The sequence below is a fragment of the Kaistia terrae genome, assembly GCF_026344005.1.
Lineage (GTDB): Bacteria > Pseudomonadota > Alphaproteobacteria > Rhizobiales > Kaistiaceae > Kaistia > Kaistia terrae.
The window spans coordinates 228480-250314 of record NZ_JAPKNH010000002.1 but is presented as its reverse complement, the minus strand read 5'-3'; the positions used below and the strand labels follow the sequence as shown (position 1 = coordinate 250314).

The following is a 21835-nucleotide window of genomic DNA, read 5'->3' as shown; positions in this document are numbered from 1 at the left end:
TACTATGCATATCCTTATCATCGGCGCGGCTGGCATGGTCGGTCGCAAGCTGACGGAAAAGCTTGTTGCGGACGGTCATCTGGGCGGCAAGGAAATCAGCCATTTCACGCTGGCCGACGTCGTTGCCCCGGACGCGCCGAAGGGCTTTGGCGGCAAGGTCGATACGCTCACCATCGACATGTCGGCGCCGGAAGCGTCCGAGAAGATGCTCGCCAATCGCCCCGACGTGATCTTCCATCTGGCGGCCATCGTTTCGGGCGAAGCCGAGGCTGATTTCGACAAGGGCTATCGCATCAATTTCGACGGGACGCGCTACCTGTTCGACACCATCCGCCTCGAAAATGCCAAGTCCGGCTACAAGCCCCGCGTGGTCTTCACCTCGTCAATCGCCGTGTTCGGCGCGCCCTTCCCGGACAAGATCGGCGACGAGTTCTTCGAGACGCCGCTGACCAGCTACGGCACGCAGAAGGCGATCGGCGAACTGCTGCTTTCGGACTATTCCCGTCGCGGCTTCTTCGACGGCATCGGCATCCGCCTGCCGACGATCTGCATTCGTCCCGGCAAGCCGAACAAGGCCGCCTCGGGCTTCTTCTCCAACATCCTGCGCGAGCCGCTGGTCGGCCAGGAAGCCGTGCTGCCGGTTTCGCCGGACGTGCGCCATTGGTTTGCCAGCCCGCGCTCGGCGGTCGGCTTCCTGATCCATGCCGGCACCATCGACCTCAACACGGTCGGCCCGCGCCGCACCCTCAACATGCCGGGCCTTTCGGCAACGGTTGGCGAAGAGATCGAAGCGCTGCGCCAGGTTGCCGGCGACAAGGCCGTCAAGCTGATCCGCCACGAGAAGGATGAGACCATCGACCGGATCGTCGCGGGCTGGGCCCGCGATTTCGACACGACGCGGGCGCTCGGGCTGGGCTTCAAGGCCGAGACCTCGTTCGACCAGATCATCCGCGCCCATGTCGAAGACGAACTCGGCGGCAAGATCGGCGGCTGATCTGCTTTCTTCACCTCTCCCTGAGGGAGAGGTAAAAAGCGAGCTTCGGCGAGATCTACCCTCGCTCCAGACTGAACTGAAGCAACACGAAACCGGAAACGACCCCGATGGCGAGCGATCCCTTCTCTTTGTCCGGCCGCGTCGCCGCGGTGACCGGCGGCGGCAGCGGTATCGGCCTTGCGAGCGCACAAGCGCTTGCAAACGCCGGCGCCCGCGTCGTCATCCTCGACCGCAGCCCCGTCGCGGCCGAGGTTCTGGCAACATTGGGCGGCGCGGCAGATCACTTCGCGCTGGTTGCCGACGTCGCCGACGAGGCCAGCCTGGAAACCGCGTTCGACACCCTGATCGAGCGAGCGGAAAAGATCGACGTTCTGGTCAACAGCGCCGGCACGGCGATCCGCCGTCCGGCCGTCGAACTGACGGTTGCCGACTGGGACACGGTGGTGAACGTCAACATGACGGGCACCTTCCTCGCCTCGCGGATCGCGGCACGCCACATGATCGCCGCCGGCACGAAGGGCTCGATCGTCAACGTCTCGTCGATCATGGGTTTTTCGGGCGGCGGGCTTTACCCCAACATCTCGTACCAGACGACCAAGGGCGCCATCGTCAACATGACGCGGGCGCTGGCCGTCGAATGGGCGCCGAACGGCATCCGCGTCAACGCCGTGGCGCCGACCTATGTCCGGACCCCGTTCATCGCCGGCCTGGTTGCAGACCCGGAACTGGTCGCCCGCATCGAGGCGATGACGCCACTTCGCCGCCTTGCCGATCCGGAAGAGGTCGCCAGCGCGATCCTGTTCCTGGCAGGCCCTGGCGCCTCGATGGTCACGGGCCACACGCTGCCGGTCGATGGCGGCTTTCTCGCACAATAACAAACGACTTCTGGAAGGAATGCTTATGTCCAACACTGGCAAGATCGCACTCGTCACCGGCGCCGGCACCGGCATCGGCCGCGCTGTCGCACTGGCGCTGGCCGAGGCCGGCTACACGCTCGTCGTCACTGGCCGCCGCATCGAGCCGCTGCAGGAAGTCGTCGCGGAAGCGGGCGGCGACGCCGTCGCCATCGCCTCCGACATCACCGATGAAACCTCGGTCGCCGCCCTGTTCGGCGAGATCAAGAACCGCTTCGGCCGTCTCGACGTCCTGTTCAACAATGCCGGCGTCAATGCGCCGAACGTCAATATCGAAGACCTCCCCTACGCGCAGTGGAAGGCCGTCATCGATACCAACGTCTCGGGCGTCTTCCTCTGCACCCAGGCCGCCTTCCGCATCATGAAGGACCAGAAGCCGATGGGCGGGCGGATCATCAACAACGGCTCGATCTCGGCCGTGATGCCGCGCCCGAACTCGGCGCCCTACACGGCGTCCAAGCACGCCGTGCTCGGCCTGACGCGTTCGACCGCGCTCGACGGCCGCAAATACGACATCGCCTGCGGCCAGATCGACATCGGCAACACCGAAACGCCGATGGCGGCCAAGATGAAGCACGGCGTCATGCAGCCGGATTTGTCGATCAAGGTCGAGCCGACCTTCGACGTCAGCCACGTCGCCAACGCGGTCGTCCACATGGCGAACCTGCCGCTCGACGCCAACATCCTGCAGATGACGATCATGGCCACCAAGATGCCGCTCGTCGGCCGCGGCTGATCAAACACTAGCCTCATACTCGCCGTCATCCCGGGCGAGCGCAGCGAGACCCGGGATCCATTCAGCCGCCAGCGGAAGGCGGCTGAATGGATCCTCGCTTTCGCGAGGATGACGCCGGAGGTTGTGACCGCCGATTGTGTCAGCGCCCCGCTACCGCCGCCACATGCTCGGCCAGCGCCAGCGAGGCGGTCAGGCCGGGGGATTCGATGCCGAACAGGTTGATCAATCCGCCAATGCCATGGACCGACGCGTCCTGGACGACGAAATCCTGACCCGGCGCGCCCTTCGGCACGATCTTCGGGCGGATGCCGGCATAGCCCGGCTGCAGGCGGTCGGCGCTGACTTCGGGCCAATAACGCTTCACCGCCTCGACGAAGAGCGGGATGCGCGCCGCGTCGACGTCGTAATTGATGGCGCCGATCCATTCGACATCCGGGCCGAAGCGCGCCTGGCCTCCCATGTCGAGGGTCAGATGCGTGCCGAGGCCGCCAGGAACCGGCACCGGATAGATCAGATGCGAAAACGGCGAACGGCCCGACAGGGTGAAGTAGCTGCCCTTGGCATAATACTCGGTCGGGATATGCGAGGGATCGAGGCCTTCGATTGTTCGCGCCACGGCCGACGCGAACAGTCCGGCTGAATTGATCAGCAACCTCGTGCGAAGCTGCATCGGCTCGGCGCCGCCGATCGACAGCACGAAGCCGTCGCCATCCGGCTGTGCCGCCAGCAGCGGGCTCGAAAACACCACCATGCCACCCGAAGCCTCGACATCGCCCTGCAACGCCAGCATGTAGGCGTGGCTGTCGATGATGCCGGTCGAGGGCGACAGCAGCGCTCCGGTGCAGGCAAGGTTGGGTTCAAGCGCGAGCGCCTCGGCAGCGCTCAGTTCGCGCATGTCGTGAACACCGTTGGCGGCGGCCTTTTGGGCGATTTCGCCCAGCCGGCTGCGTTCGACCGCATCGGCGGCGACGATCAGCTTGCCGCAATTGGCATGCGGCACGCCGCGCTCGGCGCAATAGTCATAGAGCGCCAGCTTGCCGGCGACGCAGAACTGCGCCATCAGGCTGCCCGGCGCGTAATAAATGCCAGCATGGATGACTTCGCTGTTGCGCGACGATGTCTGGGTGCCGATCGCGTCCTCGGCTTCGATCACCAGAACTTCGCGGCCGGCAAGCCCAAGGGCCCGCGCAACCGCCAGCCCGACGACACCCGCGCCGACGACAACGCATTCGACTTCATCCATGAGAGCACTCGAGTCCATAAAACCGCACGGCCGCGCGCCGACTGAATCGACGTGCCCTGCGGTCTATAGAGCAAGATTTTGCGTGGTGGAATCGGGCTGTTGGCCTCTCGCTGAGGCGTCGCTTTTCATTGCGGCAAAGATGGCCAGACAGATCGCGGCGGGAACAGCTCGTCGCCCCGGCGAAGGCCGGGGCCCATAAACACCGGCCAGGGTAATACTGGCTGATTCCGAGACCTATTCGTCCAAGCCGGTGTGTCTGGATCCCGGCCTCCGCCGGGATGACGACCGAGGGACCCGGGCTCGCGATTCAATTCCATCCACCGGCCCCAGCCATCATCCTGAGGTGCTTCGCGTCAGCGAAGCCTCGAAGGAGGATCCAGCAGGTGCTCCCTGGACCCTCCTTCGAGGCCCGGCTGCGCCGGGCACCTCAGGATGATGATTGGGCCAGGTGATTGCCTCACGCGCTCTTGCGCGCGTCGACCCGCAGGCCGCCATTCTCGACGATGAAGTCGATGACGCTGTCGAGGCCCTTGCCGCGCGAGAGGTCGGTGAAGCCGAAGGGCCGTGAGCCGCGCATCCGCTTGGCGTCGACCGCCATCACGTCGAGATCGACATTCACGTAAGGCGCGAGGTCGCTCTTGTTGATGACGAGGAAATCGGAGCGGGTGATGCCGGGGCCGCCCTTGCGGGGGATTTCCTCGCCCTGGCAAACGGAGATGACATACAGCGTCAGATCGGCGAGATCGGGCGAGAATGTCGCCGCCAGATTGTCACCACCGGATTCGATGAAGACGATGTCGAGATCGGGAATTTTGCGGTTCATTTCCGCGATCGCCTGCAGATTGATCGAGGCATCCTCGCGGATCGCCGTATGCGGGCAACCGCCCGTCTCGACGCCCATGATCCGGTCCTCGGACAACGCCTGACGGCGCGCCAGGATCATCGCGTCTTCCTTGGTGTAGATGTCGTTGGTGATGACGGCGATGGAGAATTCCTCGCGCATCGCCTTGCAAAGCTTCTCCGTCAGCATCGTCTTGCCCGATCCGACGGGGCCGCCAATGCCGACCCGAAGGGGTCCGTTTTTCGATGTCATGAGCGTTCTGGCCTCGTGTTTCTGGATCGGACGGGCGGCTTGCCGGGCTCAGCCGTGGCGGTGCTCGCCGGGGCCATGGTCATGGCCGTGATCGTGGTCATGGTCATGGCTGTGATGCTTGTCGCCATGGGCATGGCTATGGCTGTGATCCCCATGCGCGTGGCTGTGCTCGCCATGACTAGCACCATGCGCCGCATGCGAATGGCTGCCGTGATCTTGGCCGTGCGAAGGGTCGCCATGGCCGGAATAGGCGCCACGCACCGGATTGAACTGGGCGACGATCTCCTTGACCCGGGCGCCGAGCCCTTCCAGCATCGCCTTGATGACGTGGTCGCGCAGGATGAGGATGCGGGTCGGCTCGATCGCGGCGGCCAGATGGCGATTGCCGATGTGCCAGGCCAGTTGCGACAGATGCACCGGGTCCTGCCCAAAAATCTCGTAGAGCGGCTCATAGGCAGCGGCGATCTCGACGCGACCGCCATCGCTGAGAACCAGCCTGTCGCCGGCGTCCAGCACCACGGTCTCCGGCAGATCGACCATCACCTTGCGGCCATCGACCAGCTCGATCAGGCGACGACGCAGATGGCGTTCGTCATGCTGCAGCACGGCGCGGCCGGAAACCGGCTCCTGTCCCTCGGCGGCGATATCCGACGCCCGCGTGACAGCGATGGCCTTCAACATTGCGTTCCCCAATTCAAAAATCTAGACCGGCCGAAGACCGCCTGGCCGGTTCCGCGGAAGCTCTCGCACGACGTATACCCGCCATGGCGAGGCGCGAACGCGTTAGCGCTCAGTTTGCATCTTTTCAAACCGCCCTGAAAGGCCGGGCTTCGATTTTCGGAACGCCGCGAACAGCGCCGGGATCCTGAGCATGGCTGACAAGTCTTTGAGCAAACAATTGAAAGTTTGCGATTGCCGTATGGGCGTCTCCGTGTGATAGCCTTCGATGCAACCGCGGAAGATTACGCTGCGTCATGCCATTGGGCTCCGGAGAATGAGGACAGAGTGAAGCCGCTCTTGCTAGCCGAAGGTGCTTCTCCAGACGCCGTTTCGACGGCGCGCGCCCACTATGCGGCGCAGCCGAGCACATGGCTTGCGGAACTGGAACTCTGGTTCGCTGTCAATGCCGGCAAGACGCGCCTGATGCGCCGCCGCCATCTCGGCCCCCTCGTCGTCCAGAAGCCGTTCCATCCGGAAAAAGACGGCACCTGCCACGTCTATCTGCTGCATCCGCCGGGCGGCGTCGCCGGCGGCGATCAACTCGACCTGCGCTTTCACGTGGCCGCCGATGCCCGCGCCGTGCTGACGACGCCGGGCGCCACCAAATTCTATCGCAGCGAGCATGGCCGCAGCACGCAATCCACCAGCATCGACGTCGGCGCCAACGCGGTCTGCGAATACCTGCCGCAGGAAACCATCGTCTTCGACGGCGCCGATGCGAGCATCGACACGCGCGTGACGCTCGAAGCCGGCGCCACCTATGTCGGCTGGGATTTCATCTGCCTCGGCCGGCCGGCCGCCGGTGAACGCTTCGAGACCGGCACATTGCGCCAGCGCATCGAGATTGTTCGCGACGGCAAGCCGATCTGGTTCGAGCGCGTGCGGCTTCCGGGCGGTTCCACGCTCGCCGAAGCGCCCTATGCGCTGGCGGGCCAACCCACCTGGGGCACCATGGTCTATGTCGGCCCGACGGCCGAGGACGCGGCGGAGCGGGTGCGCGAAGCCGTGGGCAACCGGGCGGATGGCGTGTTCACCGTCAGCCAGCTCGAGCACGGGGTCGTCTGCCGCTATCTCGGCCCCAGGGTTTCGGAAGGCAAGTCACTCTTCGTCCGGGCGTGGGATGCGCTCAGGACGTCATGCCAGGGCAAGGCCGCCAACGCGCCGCGCATCTGGAACACGTAAACACGACACGAGCGGGGATCGCCCATGGAACTTCTACCACGCGAGAAAGACAAGCTTCTGCTCTTCACCGCTGGATTGGTGGCCGAGCGCCGCCTGGCCCGTGGTGTCAAGCTGAACTATCCCGAGGTGATCGCCTACATTTCCGCGGCGATCCTGGAAGGCGCGCGCGACGGTCGCACGGTCGCCGATCTGATGTCCTATGGCGCGACGCTTCTGACCCGCGACCAGGTCATGGAGGGCGTGCCCGAAATGATCCACGACATCCAGGTCGAAGCGACCTTCCCCGATGGGACCAAGCTGGTCACCGTCCACAATCCCATACCGTAGGGGCGCGTCATGATCCCAGGCGAATATTTCCTCGAAGACGGCAACGTTGAGCTCAATGTCGGCCGCGAAAAGATCTCGATCGACGTTGCCAATTCGGGCGACCGGCCGATCCAAATCGGTTCGCACTATCACTTCTACGAAACCAACACGGCGCTCCTCTTCGACCGCGCCAAGGCCAAGGGCTTCCGCCTCAACATTCCGGCCGGCACCGCCGTCCGCTTTGAGCCGGGGCAGGAGCGCACCGTCGAGCTGGTAGCGCTCGCCGGCGACCGCGAAGTCTACGGCTTCAACGCCAAGGTCATGGGAAAGCTGGAGGTCTGATATGGCGAGCATCACACGCGAAAACTACGCCTCGCTCTACGGCCCCACCAAGGGCGACAGGGTCCGGCTGGCCGACACCGAACTGGTGATCGAGATCGAGGAAGACCGCACCGTCTATGGTGACGAAGTCACCTTCGGCGGCGGCAAGGTCATCCGCGACGGCATGGGCCAGAGCCAGCGCCTGGCGGCCGAGGTCGCCGACCTGGTGATCACCAATGTGATCATTCTCGATCACTGGGGCATCATCAAAGCCGATGTCGGCGTCAAGGACGGCCGCATCTCCGGCATCGGAAAATCGGGCAATCCCGACATCCAGCCCGGCGTCGATATCATCATCGGCCCCGGTACCGACGTCATCGCCGGCGAAGGCAAGATCCTGACCGCCGGCGGCATCGACACGCACATTCACTTCATCGCGCCGCAGCAGGCCGAGGAAGCGCTGACCAGCGGAACGACGACGCTTGTCGGCGGCGGCACCGGCCCTTCGGTCGGCACGCTCGCCACCACCGTCACGCCGGGTCCGTGGTACATCCACCGGATGCTTGAGGCGATCGAGGAGCTGCCGATCAATGTCGGCCTGCTCGGCAAGGGCAACGCCTCGCTCCCCGAACCGCTGCGCGAACAGATCCGCGCCGGTGTCATCGGCCTGAAGCTGCATGAAGACTGGGGCACCACGCCTGCCGCGATCGACAACTGCCTGACGGTTGCCGACGAGATGGACATCCAGGTCGCGCTGCATTCGGACACGCTGAACGAGAGCGGCTTCGTCGCCGACACGTTCGCGGCGATGAAGGGTCGCGCCATCCACTCCTTCCACACGGAAGGCGCCGGTGGCGGCCACGCGCCCGACATCATCACGGCGGCAGGCCAGGAAAACATCCTGCCCTCCTCCACCAATCCGACGCGGCCCTACACGGTCAACACGATCGACGAGCATCTCGACATGCTCATGGTCTGCCACCATCTCAGCCCGCAGATTCCCGAGGACGTCGCCTTCGCCGAATCCCGTATCCGCAAGGAAACGATCGCGGCCGAGGACATCCTGCACGATCTCGGCGCGTTCTCGATGATGTCGTCGGATTCGCAGGCGATGGGCCGCATCGGCGAGACGACGCTTCGCTGCTGGCAGACGGCGCACAAGATGAAGGTGCAGCGTGGCCCGCTGCCGGAAGACAGCGAGCGCAACGACAATTTCCGCTGCAAGCGTTATGTCGCCAAATACACGATCAACCCGGCCATCACCCATGGCTTTGCCCATGAGATCGGCTCGATCGAGGTCGGCAAGCGCGCCGATCTGGTGCTGTGGAAGTCGGCCTTCTTCGGCGTCAAGCCGTCGCTCGTTCTGCTCGGCGGCATGATCGCCACCGCGCCGATGGGTGATCCGAACGCTTCGATCTCGACGCCGCAGCCGGTGCATTACCGCCCGATGTACGCCGTTCTCGGCCGCGCCCGCGGCAAGACCGGCGTCACCTTCGTGTCGCAGGCGGCCCTCGACGACAATATCGGCGAGAAGCTGCAGCTGCAGAAGCAGCTGGTGGCCGTCAAGGGCACGCGCGGTGTCCGCAAGAAGGACATGATCCACAATTCGCTGACGCCGAAGATCGAAGTCGACCCGCAGAACTACCAGGTGCGCATCGACGGCGAACTGATCACCTGCGAACCGGCGGAAACCCTGCCGATGACGCAGCGCTACTTCCTGTTCTGACAGAACGGCAAGCGACAGACACAAGCCCCATCGGACCGGATACGTCCGGTGGGGTTTTTCTTTTCAGGGGGCAGTCTCCGAGTTGGTGGAAAATTGCCCCTCGCCTCTCTTGGGAGACGTTTGCGGAACTTGATTTTCGTCACTCCGCTGCCAGCTCCGCCATGATCCTGAGGTGCTTCGCGTCAGCGAAGCCTCGAAGGGCGATCCAGCGAAACGCTGCCATTCGCAGCCAAACGCGGGCGGTGCTCTCTGGACCCTCCTTCGAGGCCCGGCTTTGCCGGGCACCTCAGGATGATGGCCGGGGATCTGGACAAGCATTGCGCAAGGATCTCCCTCAGGGAGAGGTGAACAACGGCCTAGGCGTTTCAAAACAGATTTATTCGGCTCCAGGGGGAGAAAGTTGTGACCCAGACTCAGACAGAATTTCCGTTCCAGGACCGGTTTCGCGACCATGCCACCCTCGGCTTCGTCGACTGGAGCCTGCGCGGCATCGGCCAGGTGGTGTTCCAGAACAACCCGCTCTCGGGCCTGATCATCCTCCTGGCGCTGTTCTTCAACTCGTGGATCTATGGCACGATCTGCGTGCTCGGCGTCGTCGTCGCCACGGCCACGGCCATCCTGCTCAAGGCCGACAAGGGCCTCATCCGCGACGGCCTGTTCGGCTTCAATGGCGCGCTGGTCGGGCTGGCGCTGGTCGCCTTTACCAGCGCCGATTTTCGCACCGGCGCGGTGCCGTCCTTCCACATGACGATCTACATCGTCTTCGCGGCGGCAATGACCACCATCGCCTTCTCGACGATCGCGACACTGCTGGGGCCCCACAAGGTGGCGGCGCTGACCTCGCCCTTCGTGCTGATCGGCTGGCTGTTCCTGTTCGCTGTGCTGAAGTTCGCGGCGATCGAGGCCGGCCCGCTGGCGAAGCCCGTCTCACCCGACCAGTATGACGCGGCGATCGCCTATGCGCTGCCCACCTGGTACATGGGCATCGGCAACGCGATCGGGCAAATCTTCTTCCAGGACAACTGGATCGCCGGCTATTTGATTGTCATCGGCATCGCGGTGAACTCGCGCATTTCGGCCGGCATGGCGCTGATCGGCGCGGCTGGCGCCGCCCTCGTCGCCGTCGTGTTCGGCGGCCCGGAAGGCGCGATCCGCGACGGCCTGTTCGGCTACAACGCGGCGCTCACCGCGATCGCGCTTGGCGGTTTCTTCCTGGTGCTGACCTGGCGCAGCTTCGTCTACACGCTGTTCGGCATCGTCGTGACGACCTGGCTCTGGGCCTCGATCGCCATCTTCCTGAAGCCGATCGGCATGCCGGTGCTGACCTCGACCTTCGTGCTCGTCACCTGGCTGATGCTGCTCGGCCAGTACGGCTTCAAGGCGCTGGTACCGGTGCCGCCGGCCGAGGCGACAAACCCGGAAGACAACCGCGCGCGCTACCTGGCCGGCCCCGCGAAGTAGGCTCCTGCCGAACTCCTCTTGCCTTCGCAGAGCGTTGATCTAGCTAGCATCGGAACGTCGCGAAAAGCGCGGCGTTCTCCCAACAAGCGGATGAGGAATCGCCATGCAGCAGACGATCGCCACACTGGCCGGAGCCGCCGTGACCCTGGCTCTGGTCGCCGCGTCAGCAAGCCCCGCCTTCGCCGTCAGCCGGGGCAACATGCCGGCCTATTGCCGCGGCGAGGCCTCGAGCCAATACGGCACCAAGCCGATGTATGTGAAAACAGGCAAGATCGCCAAAGCCAAGGATGGCAGCCTGTCGATCAAGGGGACCGTCGACCAGGGCAGCGAAGGCATCAAGGCCTTCCAGTGCCGCTTCGACAAAAAGGGCAATTTCATCGACGTGATGGCCCTGACCAGCGACGGCGAATAGCCCCCACGCAGGGCCAGCGACCGGGCGAGAGCGCCCGACCAAGACGGCCTCTCTGCGAGAGATCGCCGCGTATTCGCTCGAATGATTGTTGCACGCTGCGCCCCACAACCGTAAGCATCGAAAGGATGGATTCGACGCTGCGACAAGGGGAGCCTCATGACCGGACCATTCGTTCTTTCGCGGCGCGGATTGCTGCTGGGGGCCACCGTGCTGGCCGTGGCGCCAAGCCATGGCCTCGCCATTGCCGACACGGTCGAGCCGGTCTCGGCTCTGAAGCCGGGCGAATTCACCTGGCACCCCGAGCGTTCGCCCTACGGGCCGGTGGCGATCGTCGTCTCGCTGCCCGACCAGCGGGTCTATGTCTATCGCAACGGCATTCGCATCGGCGTCTCGACCTGTTCGACCGGCAAGCCCGGCCACGACACGCCGACCGGTGTGTTCACGATCCTGCAGAAGGACAAGAACCACCACTCCTCGACCTATAACGAAGCGCCGATGCCGAACATGAACCGGCTGACCTGGTCGGGCATCGCGCTGCATGCCGGGCAATTGCCGGGCTATCCCGCCTCGCATGGCTGCGTCCGCCTGCCGATGGCGTTCTCGGCCAATCTGTTCACCGTCACCCATGTCGGCACGCCGGTGATCATCGCCGACAGCGCCACCTTCCCCGAGACGGTGATCCATCCCGGCATGGTGCTCTCGGCCGAGGCGGAGAAGGATTTTGACCACACGGTCTCGACGCTGAAGGAAAAGCAGATCCCGGCTTCGCCGCAAGCGCCCTATACGCCGCCGGCGACCTCGATCATGATCTCCGGCGCCGACAGCCGGGTGATCGTGCTCGACGACGGCGAGATCGTCGCCGATGGCGGCGCCACGATCCTGCAGCCGTCTCAGCCGCTCGGCAACCACGTCTTCGTGCTGTCGCATCTCGACGCCGACGACAAGGAGCTGCACTGGAAGCCGATCGGCTACAGCACCGACCCGAAGGTGGCGGCGCAGAGCGCCGACCAGAGCACGCTGACCCGCATCCGCGCCGATCGCAGCATCAACGACGCGATCCGCGCCCGCATGAAGCCGGGCGTGGTGCTGGTGACGGTCGACTTGCCGCTCTCCGCCGACAGCCGGACGGGCAAGGATTTTGTCATTTTGAATGATCAGCACACGGTCTGAGCCCCCCCCGCTCTCCCTAATGCCGGTGAAGGAATAGACCCCGGATCCCGCTACGCGCTCGCCGTCATCCCGGACGGCGCGAAGCGGCGATACGGGATCCATTCAACCGGGTTTTCAAGAGGCTCGCACGACTGCCGTTTCGGCCCGGGTCAAGCCCGGGATGACGGCGGAGGAATGTAACGTGCAGCGCGAACTCGCAGGCCGCCTCTTCACCTCTCCCTGAGGGAGAGGTGAAGATCACGACCTAAACAGCCGCGAATACTGGGTTTCGTGCCAGGCGCTGGCCATGGCCATCGCGACCGAGACGTTGCCGATCTCGTCGTCTTCGAGCGAGCGGGCGGTCGCCACGGCGCGCTCGATCACCGGCACGGCGTCGATCAGGATGCGCTGGCCGGCGGTTTGGCCGAGCTTGACCAGACGCAGGAGCGCTGCGACCTGTCCCTCGGCGATCGTCCACATCAGCCCCTTCAGCGCCGCCGCCGGCGAGACGTTCCAGTGATGTGCGGCGATGGCGAAGGCGGCCGGATAGGTCAGGTTCTGACCGAGGTAAAGCTGCGCCTGCGGTACCTCGAGATCGGCAAGCAGGCGAAGCAGCGCCTCGCACATGCGGCGGTCTTCAAGCTGCAATTCCCGGCTCTCGCGACCGGCCGCGAGCCAGGCGTCGGCTTGGACGAAAGCGTCCGCGTCATCGCGGGCCAGCGCCTCGCTCATCCGCCAGAACAGAGCGCCGTCGAGCACAGCGAAGGAATTCTCCAGCGTGCCGTGGATCCAGGTCTTCGCCGAGGCCTCGTCATGCACCCAGCCGGCCTCGGCGGCATATTCGAGGCCGCGCGAATAGGAGAACGCGCCAACCGGCAGGCTGGGGCTGACCAGCCGCAGCAGGTGCAGCGGGATCGTCTCGTCGAGGGGCATGGTCATGCTCATATCAGCCTGCGATCCAGAATCCGGCGGGGCCGGTGCTCGCGAGATAGAGCGCGAGGAAATAGAACAGCACGTACATCGCATAGGTCTGGCCGTTGCCGGTATAGACTTGGCGGAAGGTTGCGGCGGTGGCGAGCGTGAAATCGGTCACGCCCTGCCAGAACAGGGTGGCGACCGGCGGCATCGCCTGCTCGATGCCGCGGCGATAATAGGCATAGAAGCGGGCGAGATTGCCGCCGCCGCGAAGACCGCTGCGATAGACCGCCCAGGCGATGACGCCGAGCGCGGCCGCGACGGCAACCGCGATGAACATCACCGGGGTCGGGTTCCAATAGCCGTAGATCGTGTAGAGCGACATGCCCTGCCAGACCAGCGTCGAGGCGAATTGCGGATCGATCGCCGCCGAGACGGGATCCATCAGCAGCTTCGGATAGAGCGACAGCACCAGGATGCCGACTACCAGCAGTGCCTGCGGCACCAGCAGCGCGATCGGCAGTTCGCGCACATTCGCCTGGCCCGCCATGCGCTTGCCGAAGAAGAGGCCGGCGACGAGGCGGATCATGTAGAGGAAGCCGAGGAAGGTGGCGAAGAGACCGGCGGCGGCGAGGAAGTTCCAGCCCTTGTCGGTCATGGCCGAGAGCAGCAGCCATTTGCCGCCAAAGCCCATCAGCGGCGGCAGACCGGACATCGAGATGATGGCAACGACGAACAGGATGAATGTGACCGGCATGGCGCGCGCCAGACCACCGGTCTCGCCGAACGACCGCGTTCCGGTTCTGAGGATGATGCCGGCGATGGCGAGGAACAGGATGCCCTTCACCATCATGTGGTTGGCGACGAGATAGAGCGCGGTGACCCAGCCGAGATGGCTCATCAGCGCGATCGCCGTGACGATGTAGCCGAGCTGGCTCATGCTCGAGAAGGCGAGCAGGCGCTTGAAGTCGGTCTGGCGCAACGCCAGCACGGCGCCGGCGATCGTCGTCAGCATGCCGACCCAGGCCATTCCATGCGCCAGTTCCAGCGCTGCCTCGGAACGGATCGCCAGATAGGTGCCCGTCAGGAGGCCGAAGATCGCCACCTTGCTGACCACGGCCGAGAGCATGGCGGTGAAATCATCATCCGCTTCCGTATAGGCGCCGGGCAGCCAGACATGCACGCCGATCGTGCCGGCCTTGATCAGGAAGCCGATGCCGAGCAGCACCAGCGCCGTCGTGGCGTCGGGGCCGGCGGTCAGCAGGGCCGTCAGGCTGGTCGTGCCGCTCACCGAGGCGATGCCGGCGAAGCCCGCGAGCAGGAAGAAGGCCGAGAGCAGCGAGAACAGCAGGAAGGTCAGCACATGCGGCCCGGCCCCCCTGCCCTTGGCGATCAGGAAGCAGGAGGCGAGCGTGACGATCTCCCAGCTGAAGAAGAATTCGAGGCTGGTCGAGGAGCGCAGCAGCGCCGGGATCGACAGCAGCAGCACCGCCAGCATCGGGAAATAGCCGGGGCGAGAATCCTCGCGATAGAGGCTGGCCGCCGCGATCACGAGGCTGCCGCCGAGCAGCAGAACGGCGAACAGCCAGGCGATGCCGGTGGCGTTTTCGACCAGCCAGAAGCCGACCAGCGCCACGGCGAGCAGCATCAGAACCGCCTTCAGGCGGCCGGGCAGCCAATCGAGCGCATAAAGCACGACGCCGACAGCGAGCGGCGCGAAGATCCAGAGCGACGCCGCGCCCGACAGCCGTGCCGCGATATAGCCGGCGATGACCAGCAGCAGCGCGATCCCATAGATCGGCAGCAGCGCGACGAGGTCGGGCCTCGCCTCGGCCCGCGCGTCGGACGGGCGCATGGCGCGGACGAACCAGTTGAACATATAGGCGGCTTCGAGCAGCGAGCCGGTCAGGATCACGGCGATCCAGGGCAGCTTGCCGGCGCTGGTCAGCTGCATGACCAGTTCCCACTTGGCCCAGAAGCCGGGAAATGGCGGCAGGCCGGCGATCGCGACCATGAAAAGCGCCAGCAGGCCGAGCAGCAGCGGCCGGCCGGAAAGGCTGGTGCGCGCGTCGACATCGTCTTGCTTCAGGACGCCGGCGAGCCAGAACAGGCCGGCCTTGGCGAGCAGGTGGTTGACGAACAGGCCGCCGACGACGAGCGGGATCGAGGCCGTGGCGCCGATCTGCGTCAGCAGCGCCAGGGCCAGCATCATCAGCCCCATCTGGCTGATCGAGGAATAGCCGAGCAGACGCTGGACCTTGGTCTGCTTGCAGCCGATCAGGTTGGAGAACAGGAAGCTGATGCCGCCGGAGACGGCGATGATGCCGAGCTGGTCCTGGAACAGCGGCAGCAGCTTCATCAGCGCGAAAAACACGCCGGCCGAAACGCCGACCGAGACCATCGAGGCGATGCCGCTCGGCGCCGCCTCGTAGACATCGAGGCCCCAGCCATTGGCCGGAAAGGGCTTCAGCTCGATGACGAGGCAGGCGAGCACCATCAGCAGCGCCGTGGTGCCGATCGGCCCGGCGATCTGGGCGCGGTGTTCGATCAGCGCGTCGATGTTGAGCGTGCCGGTGACGTAATAGAGCAGCACCGTGCCGAGCAGGAACAGCGTCGAGGCGATCACCGTCGCCATGATGTATTTGAACGCCGCCGACATCGCGGCAGCGTTGCGATCCAGCCCGAGCAGGCCGTAAGTCGCGATCGAGACAATCTCCAGGAAGACGAAGAGATTGAACAGGTCGCGGGTCATCACCATGCCGTCTATGCCCATCACCAGGATGAGATAGAGCAGCAGCGCGCCGTAATTGCCCTTGAGGCGATCCCAGAGATGCAGCGCGCCGAGCAGCGCCACCAGATTCACTCCGAAGGTGAAGAAGCCTTCCCAGAGGCCAAAGCGCAAATTGATCGAGAGCGGCGGCAAGCCGACGCCGGTCAGCACTTCGATCGTCGGTCCGCCCTGCAGCAGGCCGGCAAACGAGACGCCGCTGACGGCGACGATACCGATCAGCGCGATGAAGAAGCCGGCATGCAGCCAGGGTTTGCCCAGACGGTAGAGCAGCGGAATGACAAAGCCGCCGCCGAGGCCGAACAGGAAGATGTTCAGCGGATGGAAAAGCGCGTCTACCATTTCGACTCCGTGAACGCGTCGATGGAGAGCGTCTTCTTGGCGGCGTAGAGGCGGATGGCGTAGGCGAGCATGACGGCCGTCACCGAAAGGCCGATGACGATGGCCGTGACCACCAGTGCCGAGGGGATCGGATCAATGGCGCGGCTGGCCGCATCGGCCTTGCTCAAAGCGCCGTCAATAATCGGCGCGGTGCCCAAGGTGATGTAGCCGGTGGCGACCATGACGAGGTGCAGCCCGGTATCCATCACGGCGAAGCCGATGATGATGCGCAGGATGTTGCGGTGGGTCAGCATGCCCCAGATGCCGATCAGCGCCAGCAAGAAGCCCGTGGTCAGCAGGATGGTGGAAACCGGTAGGCCTGTGGTCATGTCCCGTTCCCCCGCTCAGCTTCTGAAGCGGTCGATGATGACGCTGAGCTCGGCGCCGACCTTGATGCCGAGCAGCGCCGAGATGAGCGGGATGGCGCCGGCGCTGATGAAGGCGCCGAACTCACCCTTGGGCAGGAAGCGCGGATCGAGGAAACCGCCGGCCAGCACCAGTCCCAGTATGCCGAGACCGACATAGAAGACGCCGGCGAAGGATTCGATGATCGAGAGCAGCGCGACGTTCAGCGTCGAGCCCGGCCGCGCCAAAAGCATCAGCATGACGCCGGAGGCGACGACGGCGCCGCCCTGGAAACCGCCGCCGGCCGAGAGATGGCCGTTGACGATGACATAGGCGCCGAAAGTGAAGATCAGCGGCAGCAGGATTTCGGTACCGGTGCGGACGATCTCGCTCGCCTCGCGCGGCGCCGCCTCGTCGTCTTCGGCCGGCGCCGCTTCCTTGGTCGATTTCACGGCCACGGAGCCCGCCGTCGCGGCGCGCGCGCTGGCATTCGCCTTCGCCGCCGCGGATCGCGCCGCCGCAGCCCGCGCCGCTTCGGTCTTGGCCAGCACAGGCTTCGCGGCCGCCGTCTTCTCGCCCGAAACCTTGGGGCTGGAGACCTTGGCGCTGGCAGGCTTGGCGTCGTCCTTCTTCAGCAGCAGGCCGACGCTGGCCGCCACCATGAACAGCACGGCGACCTCGCCCAGCGTGTCGAAGCCGCGATAGGTAATGAGGATGCCGGTGATGATGTTGGGCGTGCCGAGCTCGACCGGAGCGCGGGTGACATAATCGAGCGCCAGCGGCCGCAGCGCGTCCAGCTCGACGTAGCCGCCGACCATGCGCGCGAAGATCAGCCCGAACAGCACGACGATCACCGCAACGAGGATGTGGCGCATCATGACCGCTTCCTCCGGCCGGCGTTCCCGGCAGGAGGCTTGGCCCCAGCCTCACCCGCCTCATCCTCGGCCAGCATGTCGACGCTGGTGGAAGGCGTCATCGGCGTCCGGATACGGTACGCCGCCCGCGAAAGGGCGTGCGACGAGATCGGGTTGGTCATCAGCACGAAGTAGATCGCCAGAACCAGCTTGAAGGTCCAGCCGGGGTGGTAGAAGGCGAGACCGGTCAGAACGAGCATGTTGCCGAGCGTCGTCGCCTTGGTGCCGGACTGGATGCGGGTGAAGGTATCGGGCATGCGCAGGATGCCGACGCCGGCGGAAAACAGGAAGATGGCGCCGGCCAGGATGAACAGGCTGCCGATGATCTCGATCATGGATCAGCCCTTCCCGTTGCCGGTTTTGCGGATGGCGTAGAGGAAGATGAAGGTGGCGAGGCCGGAGCCGATCGCCGCTTCCGCCATCGCCACGTCGGGGGCTGCGAGCAGCAGGAACGACACCGCCGCAAACAAACTCGCCAATCCGGAAGCGACCATCGCGGGCAATACGTTCTTCAGGCAGACGGCAAGCACGCCGCTGACGAGAATGCTGGCGCAGACCAGGAGAAGCAGGAACTCGAGCACGCTAGAGCCCCTTTTCCAGGAAACGCGCGATCGCCAGTACCGCCAGGAAGCTGAGCAGGCCATAGACCAGCGCCACGTCGATATAGACGAAGCGGCCGGAGACATGCGCGTAGAGGGCGATCAGCGAGATCGAGATGACGGTCAGCATGTCGATGGCGACGATGCGGTCGACCAGCGTCCTGCCGATGACGAGCCGGATCACGCCGCAGACGATGGCAAGGAAGATCAGGACCGCGGCGATCTGGATAATGATCTCAGCCAAAGACTTTCTCCAGATGCGTCTCGAACGGGCCGGCCAATGCCTCGGTCGCCTTGTCGAGATCGGTCGTCTGGACGTCGAGCCAGTGGATGTACAAAGTCTCGCCCTTGATATCGAGGACGAGCGAACCCGGCGTCAGCGCGATCGTATTGGCGAGCGCCAGCCTGCCGATCGGCGATTTCAGCTTGGTGCGGATCTTGACGACGCCGGGCTTGATGTCGATGCGCGGCGCGTAGACGACCCGCATCATCGCGATGTTCGCCTTGACCAGCTCGACCAGGAAGGTGCCGCTATAGGCGAGGAAATGGTAGAGGCCGGAAGGCGTCCAGCGGATCTGGCGCCAGGCATCGCTGGCGGAGGCGAAGACATAGCCGAGGCCGAAAGTGATGACCGCGCCGAGGATGGCGACCTCGACGGCGAGCGTGGAATTGGCGACCATCCAGACGACGAACAGCACGAGCCAAAGGCTCAGCATCCCCTGCGGCGCGAATGATTTCCGGCTCTTCACTTCCACGTTTTCAACCCCCGACACCCATGGCGAACTCTAGATTGCAGCGACGTCCAAATCAATTCGAGCGCGGTGCTGGAGACGGCGTCCCGTTCATTTTATGCTAGCTTCGACAATTATTTAGGGAGAGACGGCCATGCAGCGCGTGACGGTAACGATCGACGACGACCTGCTGGAAGGCATCGATGCGCTCTGCCAGAGCAAGGGCTACCAGAGCCGGTCGGAAGCGCTGCGCGACATTATCCGCTCGGAGTTTTCCCGCGCTCATGCGGCGGAGGCCGAAGCGGCGAACGACACGGACGAGATCTGCCATGCCACGCTCACCTATGTTTACAACCACGAGACGCGGGCGCTGGCGAGCCGGTTGACCACCAACCACCACCACCATTCGGACATGTCGGTCTCGACGACCCATGTCCATATGGACCATGACAACTGCCTCGAGGTCTCGATCCTGCGCGGCACGGTGCCGAAGCTGCGCGCCTTTGCCGACAGCGTGATCAGCCAGCGCGGCGTGCGCCACGGCGCCCTGCACATCATGCCGGCCGAGCGCTCCGAACCGCAGGCCGGCCACACGCATCGCCATCACCACCACGACGACGGCCACGGCCACACTCATGGACATGGGCATGATCACGGGCACGACCACGACTAGAGCTTCTCTTCCGGGTGATCGGCCTTGCGCCACTGGATGGCGGTGATCACCGGAGCCAGCACCGAGGCGACGATGCCGGCGGCAAAACCGTTATTGTAGAGATTGAGCCCGCCATGCAGCACGCCGACGCTCTGTGCGGCGGAGGAATGCACGAAGCCGGCGACGATGCCCCAATACCAGCCGAAACGGCCGGCGATCGGCGCCAGCGTCGTGCCGAACAGGGCCGCCAGCACGATGGTCGGATCGGACGCGCCCCAGGGTTTCGCCAGCGAACCGAGGAAGACGCCGGCCATGATCGGCACGACGTTCTTCGGATGCTTGCCGTAGGCCGCGAAGCCGACGATCGTGAAGATGGCGCCGATCACCGGGCCGTTGAGGTCGCCGCCGACGAGCCATACGTAGATCATGCCGATCGTGCCGGAGAGGCCCATATTGACCAGTGTCGGCCCAATCCCGACCAGCGCCACGAAGTCGCTCGGCGACTGGCCGGACAGCGCCATGATGTCCTTCATCCGGATCACGGCCGACCGATCGAGATAGATCCCGCCGCCGATCAGGCCGAGGAACAGGACGATCAGGAACGAGCCGAGCAGGAGATTGTTGCCGGTGGTCCAGATGAAGACGGGATCGGGCACGAAGCCGTAGGATTTGTAGATGGCGACGACCAGCGTGCCGACGATGCCGGCGGTAAAGCCCATATTGTAGAGGGTGAAACCCATATGGGCCTTGAAGAGCTGGGCGGCGGCGGCCGGCAGCACGAAGCCCATCAGCAGGCCGGTAGCGAGGCCAAGCGGCAGGCCGACCGAGATCGGAATGGCGGTCGAGAACAGGATCTCGGAAAAGACCGGCGCCAGCGCACAGCCGAAGAAGGCGGTGTTGATATGGGCCGAAAAGTCTTCCTGCTTGTAGAGCGAATAGAGATAGACGCCGCCGATGATCGGCCAGATGTTGAGCAGGTTCTTGCCGAACAGGCCAAAGCCGAGCACCAGCATCAGGCAGGCGATCGAGGCTCCGCCAATCTTCGCACCGGCAAGACGGTAGATGCCTGCCGAGACGAGCGCCAGCAGGCCCGCATTGACGAAGGCGGCGCCCATGCCGCCGACGCCGATATAGTCGGTGATCAGCGTGTCGCGGGCGAGCAGGATCTTGACCAGCCCCGACATGATCTCGCCGGGCGGCGACACGATGAAGCCGAAAACGATGAACGCGCCAGCTGCGAGGGCGACGATGCCGAGCAGGCCGTCATTGGAGAGCACCGGCGCATCCGGGTCGACGGCGTTCGATACGTTCATGTGATTACCCCGTCTCGCCAAGCCCGCTACGGCGACGCAGCGGCAAGCCTGCCTATCATGACCGGCGACGCGTCGGGAACTAAAAGCTGTGAGCCCTTGGCCGGAAGAGACGCAGCGCACAGGCGAGGAACGCGGCGCATGACCGACGGCTCAGCCCATCGCGCCGGACAGCTCAGCTATCGTGCCCGACATGGCCGAGCGCCATCGCGCCTTCGACATCATGTTCGAAATGCACATGGGCATGGCTGTGGTGGTGCGGATGCTGGTGGATGCTGCCGCGATGGCCGCGACCATCCTTGAGCAGCAGCGCGCAGGTGGCGAGACTGGCCATGAAATGCGCGTCATGCGCGACGATGATCATCGCCTGCGGCAGCGCGGCGAGAATTTCGCCAAGCCTTGCATAGGCATCGGGATCGAGCCCGACGGTCGGCTCGTCGAGCAGCAGCACCTCGGGCTTCATGGCCAGCACGGCGGCGATCGAGACGAGCCGCTTTTCGCCGCCGGAAAGACGATGGGTGATACGATCGGCGAGCGGTTCGAGGCCGAGCGAACGCAAGGTCGCCCGCGCCGTCTCATAGGCCTCGTCGCGCGACTGGCCGAGATTGAGCGGCCCGAAGGCGACATCCTCGATCACGGTCGGGCAGAAGAGCTGGTCGTCGGCATCCTGGAAGACGAGCCCGGCGCGCAGCCGGACGGCGCGAAAATCCGCCTCGCTGCGACGGACCGCGCCGAAGGCCTCGACCGTACCGGCGCTGGCCGGAATGAAGCCGGTGATGACATGCAGCAACGTGCTCTTGCCCGCGCCATTGGCGCCCAGAAGCACCATGCGTTCGCCCGGATCCAGCACGAGGTCGACGCCATCGAGCACCGGCTGGCCGGCATAGCCGGCGACAATGCCGGAGAGGCGGATCAACGGTGCGGGGTTCAGCGCGTTCATGCC

The 21835-nt window shown here is 64.8% G+C and carries 24 protein-coding genes; 11 read left to right on the top strand and 13 right to left on the bottom strand.

Features of this window, described 5'->3' with window-relative positions; genetic code table 11:
- Positions 1 to 4 precede the first annotated feature (4 nt).
- From denD to OSH12_RS06310, 3 genes are all read left to right on the top strand, one after another.
- The gene (gene denD, locus OSH12_RS06320) at positions 5 to 994 is read left to right on the top strand and encodes a D-erythronate dehydrogenase (RefSeq protein WP_266342679.1); all 990 of its coding nucleotides are present in this window, start codon (positions 5 to 7) and stop codon (positions 992 to 994) included.
- A gap of 107 nt (positions 995 to 1101) precedes the next feature.
- The gene (locus OSH12_RS06315) at positions 1102 to 1869 is read left to right on the top strand and encodes an SDR family NAD(P)-dependent oxidoreductase (RefSeq protein WP_266342678.1); all 768 of its coding nucleotides are present in this window, start codon (positions 1102 to 1104) and stop codon (positions 1867 to 1869) included.
- Positions 1870 to 1894: 25 nt separating this feature from the next.
- A complete protein-coding gene (locus tag OSH12_RS06310; RefSeq protein WP_266342677.1) occupies positions 1895 to 2644 on the top strand; it encodes an SDR family oxidoreductase in 750 nt (249 codons plus the stop codon).
- 139 nt (positions 2645 to 2783) lie between these two features.
- Here the strand turns inward: OSH12_RS06310 and OSH12_RS06305 are convergent, their stop codons facing one another.
- From OSH12_RS06305 to OSH12_RS06295, 3 genes are all read right to left on the bottom strand, one after another.
- Entirely contained in the window at positions 2784 to 3887 is a 1104-nt protein-coding gene (locus OSH12_RS06305) for an NAD(P)/FAD-dependent oxidoreductase (RefSeq protein ID WP_266342676.1), read from the bottom strand.
- Between the two features lie 457 nt (positions 3888 to 4344).
- Positions 4345 to 4980 (bottom strand): urease accessory protein UreG, encoded by a 636-nt coding sequence (gene ureG / locus OSH12_RS06300; protein ID WP_266342675.1) that lies wholly within the window; start codon positions 4978 to 4980, stop codon positions 4345 to 4347.
- A gap of 48 nt (positions 4981 to 5028) precedes the next feature.
- On the bottom strand, positions 5029 to 5661 hold the full coding sequence (locus OSH12_RS06295) for an urease accessory protein UreE (RefSeq protein ID WP_266342674.1): 633 nt from the start codon (positions 5659 to 5661) through the stop codon (positions 5029 to 5031).
- 324 nt (positions 5662 to 5985) lie between these two features.
- Between OSH12_RS06295 and OSH12_RS06290 the strand changes: the two genes are divergently transcribed.
- From OSH12_RS06290 to OSH12_RS06260, 7 genes are all read left to right on the top strand, one after another.
- Positions 5986 to 6882 (top strand): urease accessory protein UreD, encoded by an 897-nt coding sequence (locus OSH12_RS06290; protein ID WP_266342673.1) that lies wholly within the window; start codon positions 5986 to 5988, stop codon positions 6880 to 6882.
- 24 nt (positions 6883 to 6906) lie between these two features.
- Entirely contained in the window at positions 6907 to 7209 is a 303-nt protein-coding gene (gene ureA / locus OSH12_RS06285; RefSeq protein WP_266342672.1) for an urease subunit gamma, read from the top strand.
- Between the two features lie 9 nt (positions 7210 to 7218).
- The gene (locus OSH12_RS06280) at positions 7219 to 7530 is read left to right on the top strand and encodes an urease subunit beta (RefSeq protein WP_266342671.1); all 312 of its coding nucleotides are present in this window, start codon (positions 7219 to 7221) and stop codon (positions 7528 to 7530) included.
- 1 nt (position 7531) lies between these two features.
- Positions 7532 to 9235, top strand: coding sequence for an urease subunit alpha (gene ureC, locus OSH12_RS06275; RefSeq protein ID WP_266342670.1), 1704 nt, complete (start codon positions 7532 to 7534; stop codon positions 9233 to 9235).
- A gap of 402 nt (positions 9236 to 9637) precedes the next feature.
- Positions 9638 to 10696, top strand: coding sequence for an urea transporter (locus tag OSH12_RS06270; protein WP_266342669.1), 1059 nt, complete (start codon positions 9638 to 9640; stop codon positions 10694 to 10696).
- 103 nt (positions 10697 to 10799) lie between these two features.
- The gene (locus OSH12_RS06265) at positions 10800 to 11108 is read left to right on the top strand and encodes a hypothetical protein (protein ID WP_266342668.1); all 309 of its coding nucleotides are present in this window, start codon (positions 10800 to 10802) and stop codon (positions 11106 to 11108) included.
- A gap of 156 nt (positions 11109 to 11264) precedes the next feature.
- On the top strand, positions 11265 to 12278 hold the full coding sequence (locus OSH12_RS06260) for a L,D-transpeptidase (RefSeq protein WP_266342667.1): 1014 nt from the start codon (positions 11265 to 11267) through the stop codon (positions 12276 to 12278).
- A 237-nt stretch (positions 12279 to 12515) separates the two neighbouring features.
- On the opposite strand, the gene OSH12_RS06255 is transcribed toward OSH12_RS06260, so the two are convergent.
- From OSH12_RS06255 to OSH12_RS06220, 8 genes are read right to left on the bottom strand one after another with little or no spacing between them, the layout of a single operon-like run.
- Entirely contained in the window at positions 12516 to 13196 is a 681-nt protein-coding gene (locus tag OSH12_RS06255) for an urease accessory protein UreF (RefSeq protein ID WP_266342666.1), read from the bottom strand.
- 7 nt (positions 13197 to 13203) lie between these two features.
- A complete protein-coding gene (locus OSH12_RS06250; protein ID WP_266342665.1) occupies positions 13204 to 16302 on the bottom strand; it encodes a complex I subunit 5 family protein in 3099 nt (1032 codons plus the stop codon).
- Positions 16296 to 16670 carry a sodium:proton antiporter gene (locus OSH12_RS06245; protein ID WP_266342664.1) on the bottom strand — a complete coding sequence of 125 codons (375 nt, stop codon included), beginning with the start codon at positions 16668 to 16670 and terminating at the stop codon, positions 16296 to 16298. Before OSH12_RS06245 ends, OSH12_RS06250 begins: the two co-directional genes overlap by 7 nt.
- A 15-nt stretch (positions 16671 to 16685) precedes the next feature.
- On the bottom strand, positions 16686 to 17564 hold the full coding sequence (gene mbhE / locus OSH12_RS06240; protein ID WP_266342663.1) for a hydrogen gas-evolving membrane-bound hydrogenase subunit E: 879 nt from the start codon (positions 17562 to 17564) through the stop codon (positions 16686 to 16688).
- Positions 17561 to 17935, bottom strand: coding sequence for a monovalent cation/H(+) antiporter subunit G (gene mnhG / locus OSH12_RS06235; RefSeq protein ID WP_266342662.1), 375 nt, complete (start codon positions 17933 to 17935; stop codon positions 17561 to 17563). Before mnhG ends, mbhE begins: the two co-directional genes overlap by 4 nt.
- Positions 17936 to 17938: 3 nt before the next feature.
- Positions 17939 to 18181 (bottom strand): hydrogenase subunit MbhD domain-containing protein, encoded by a 243-nt coding sequence (locus OSH12_RS06230; protein WP_266342661.1) that lies wholly within the window; start codon positions 18179 to 18181, stop codon positions 17939 to 17941.
- A gap of 1 nt (position 18182) precedes the next feature.
- Entirely contained in the window at positions 18183 to 18443 is a 261-nt protein-coding gene (locus OSH12_RS06225; protein WP_266342660.1) for a monovalent cation/H+ antiporter complex subunit F, read from the bottom strand.
- Positions 18436 to 18954 (bottom strand): Na+/H+ antiporter subunit E, encoded by a 519-nt coding sequence (locus OSH12_RS06220; protein ID WP_266342659.1) that lies wholly within the window; start codon positions 18952 to 18954, stop codon positions 18436 to 18438. Before OSH12_RS06220 ends, OSH12_RS06225 begins: the two co-directional genes overlap by 8 nt.
- 130 nt (positions 18955 to 19084) lie before the next feature.
- Here OSH12_RS06220 and nikR point away from each other — a divergent pair, with 130 nt between their 5' ends.
- Positions 19085 to 19603 carry a nickel-responsive transcriptional regulator NikR gene (gene nikR, locus OSH12_RS06215; RefSeq protein WP_266342658.1) on the top strand — a complete coding sequence of 173 codons (519 nt, stop codon included), beginning with the start codon at positions 19085 to 19087 and terminating at the stop codon, positions 19601 to 19603.
- Here nikR and OSH12_RS06210 read toward each other — a convergent pair.
- Positions 19600 to 20895, bottom strand: coding sequence for a DUF1576 domain-containing protein (locus tag OSH12_RS06210; RefSeq protein WP_266342657.1), 1296 nt, complete (start codon positions 20893 to 20895; stop codon positions 19600 to 19602). The genes nikR and OSH12_RS06210 overlap by 4 nt on opposite strands.
- A gap of 172 nt (positions 20896 to 21067) precedes the next feature.
- Complete coding sequence (locus OSH12_RS06205; protein WP_266342656.1) at positions 21068 to 21832, bottom strand: energy-coupling factor ABC transporter ATP-binding protein; 765 nt, start codon at positions 21830 to 21832, stop codon at positions 21068 to 21070.
- Positions 21833 to 21835: the final 3 nt, after the last annotated feature.

Coding starts and splice junctions, on each gene's coding strand:
- denD (WP_266342679.1), top strand. CDS start 5: ATGCATATCCTTATCATCGGCGCGGCTGGCATGGTCGGTCGCAAGCTG.
- OSH12_RS06315 (WP_266342678.1), top strand. CDS start 1,102: ATGGCGAGCGATCCCTTCTCTTTGTCCGGCCGCGTCGCCGCGGTGACC.
- OSH12_RS06310 (WP_266342677.1), top strand. CDS start 1,895: ATGTCCAACACTGGCAAGATCGCACTCGTCACCGGCGCCGGCACCGGC.
- OSH12_RS06305 (WP_266342676.1), bottom strand. CDS start 3,887: ATGGATGAAGTCGAATGCGTTGTCGTCGGCGCGGGTGTCGTCGGGCTG.
- ureG (WP_266342675.1), bottom strand. CDS start 4,980: ATGACATCGAAAAACGGACCCCTTCGGGTCGGCATTGGCGGCCCCGTC.
- OSH12_RS06295 (WP_266342674.1), bottom strand. CDS start 5,661: ATGTTGAAGGCCATCGCTGTCACGCGGGCGTCGGATATCGCCGCCGAG.
- ureA (WP_266342672.1), top strand. CDS start 6,907: ATGGAACTTCTACCACGCGAGAAAGACAAGCTTCTGCTCTTCACCGCT.
- OSH12_RS06280 (WP_266342671.1), top strand. CDS start 7,219: ATGATCCCAGGCGAATATTTCCTCGAAGACGGCAACGTTGAGCTCAAT.
- ureC (WP_266342670.1), top strand. CDS start 7,532: ATGGCGAGCATCACACGCGAAAACTACGCCTCGCTCTACGGCCCCACC.
- OSH12_RS06265 (WP_266342668.1), top strand. CDS start 10,800: ATGCAGCAGACGATCGCCACACTGGCCGGAGCCGCCGTGACCCTGGCT.
- OSH12_RS06260 (WP_266342667.1), top strand. CDS start 11,265: ATGACCGGACCATTCGTTCTTTCGCGGCGCGGATTGCTGCTGGGGGCC.
- OSH12_RS06255 (WP_266342666.1), bottom strand. CDS start 13,196: ATGACCATGCCCCTCGACGAGACGATCCCGCTGCACCTGCTGCGGCTG.
- OSH12_RS06250 (WP_266342665.1), bottom strand. CDS start 16,302: ATGGTAGACGCGCTTTTCCATCCGCTGAACATCTTCCTGTTCGGCCTC.
- OSH12_RS06245 (WP_266342664.1), bottom strand. CDS start 16,670: ATGACCACAGGCCTACCGGTTTCCACCATCCTGCTGACCACGGGCTTC.
- mbhE (WP_266342663.1), bottom strand. CDS start 17,564: ATGATGCGCCACATCCTCGTTGCGGTGATCGTCGTGCTGTTCGGGCTG.
- mnhG (WP_266342662.1), bottom strand. CDS start 17,935: ATGATCGAGATCATCGGCAGCCTGTTCATCCTGGCCGGCGCCATCTTC.
- nikR (WP_266342658.1), top strand. CDS start 19,085: ATGCAGCGCGTGACGGTAACGATCGACGACGACCTGCTGGAAGGCATC.
- OSH12_RS06210 (WP_266342657.1), bottom strand. CDS start 20,895: ATGAACGTATCGAACGCCGTCGACCCGGATGCGCCGGTGCTCTCCAAT.
- OSH12_RS06205 (WP_266342656.1), bottom strand. CDS start 21,832: ATGAACGCGCTGAACCCCGCACCGTTGATCCGCCTCTCCGGCATTGTC.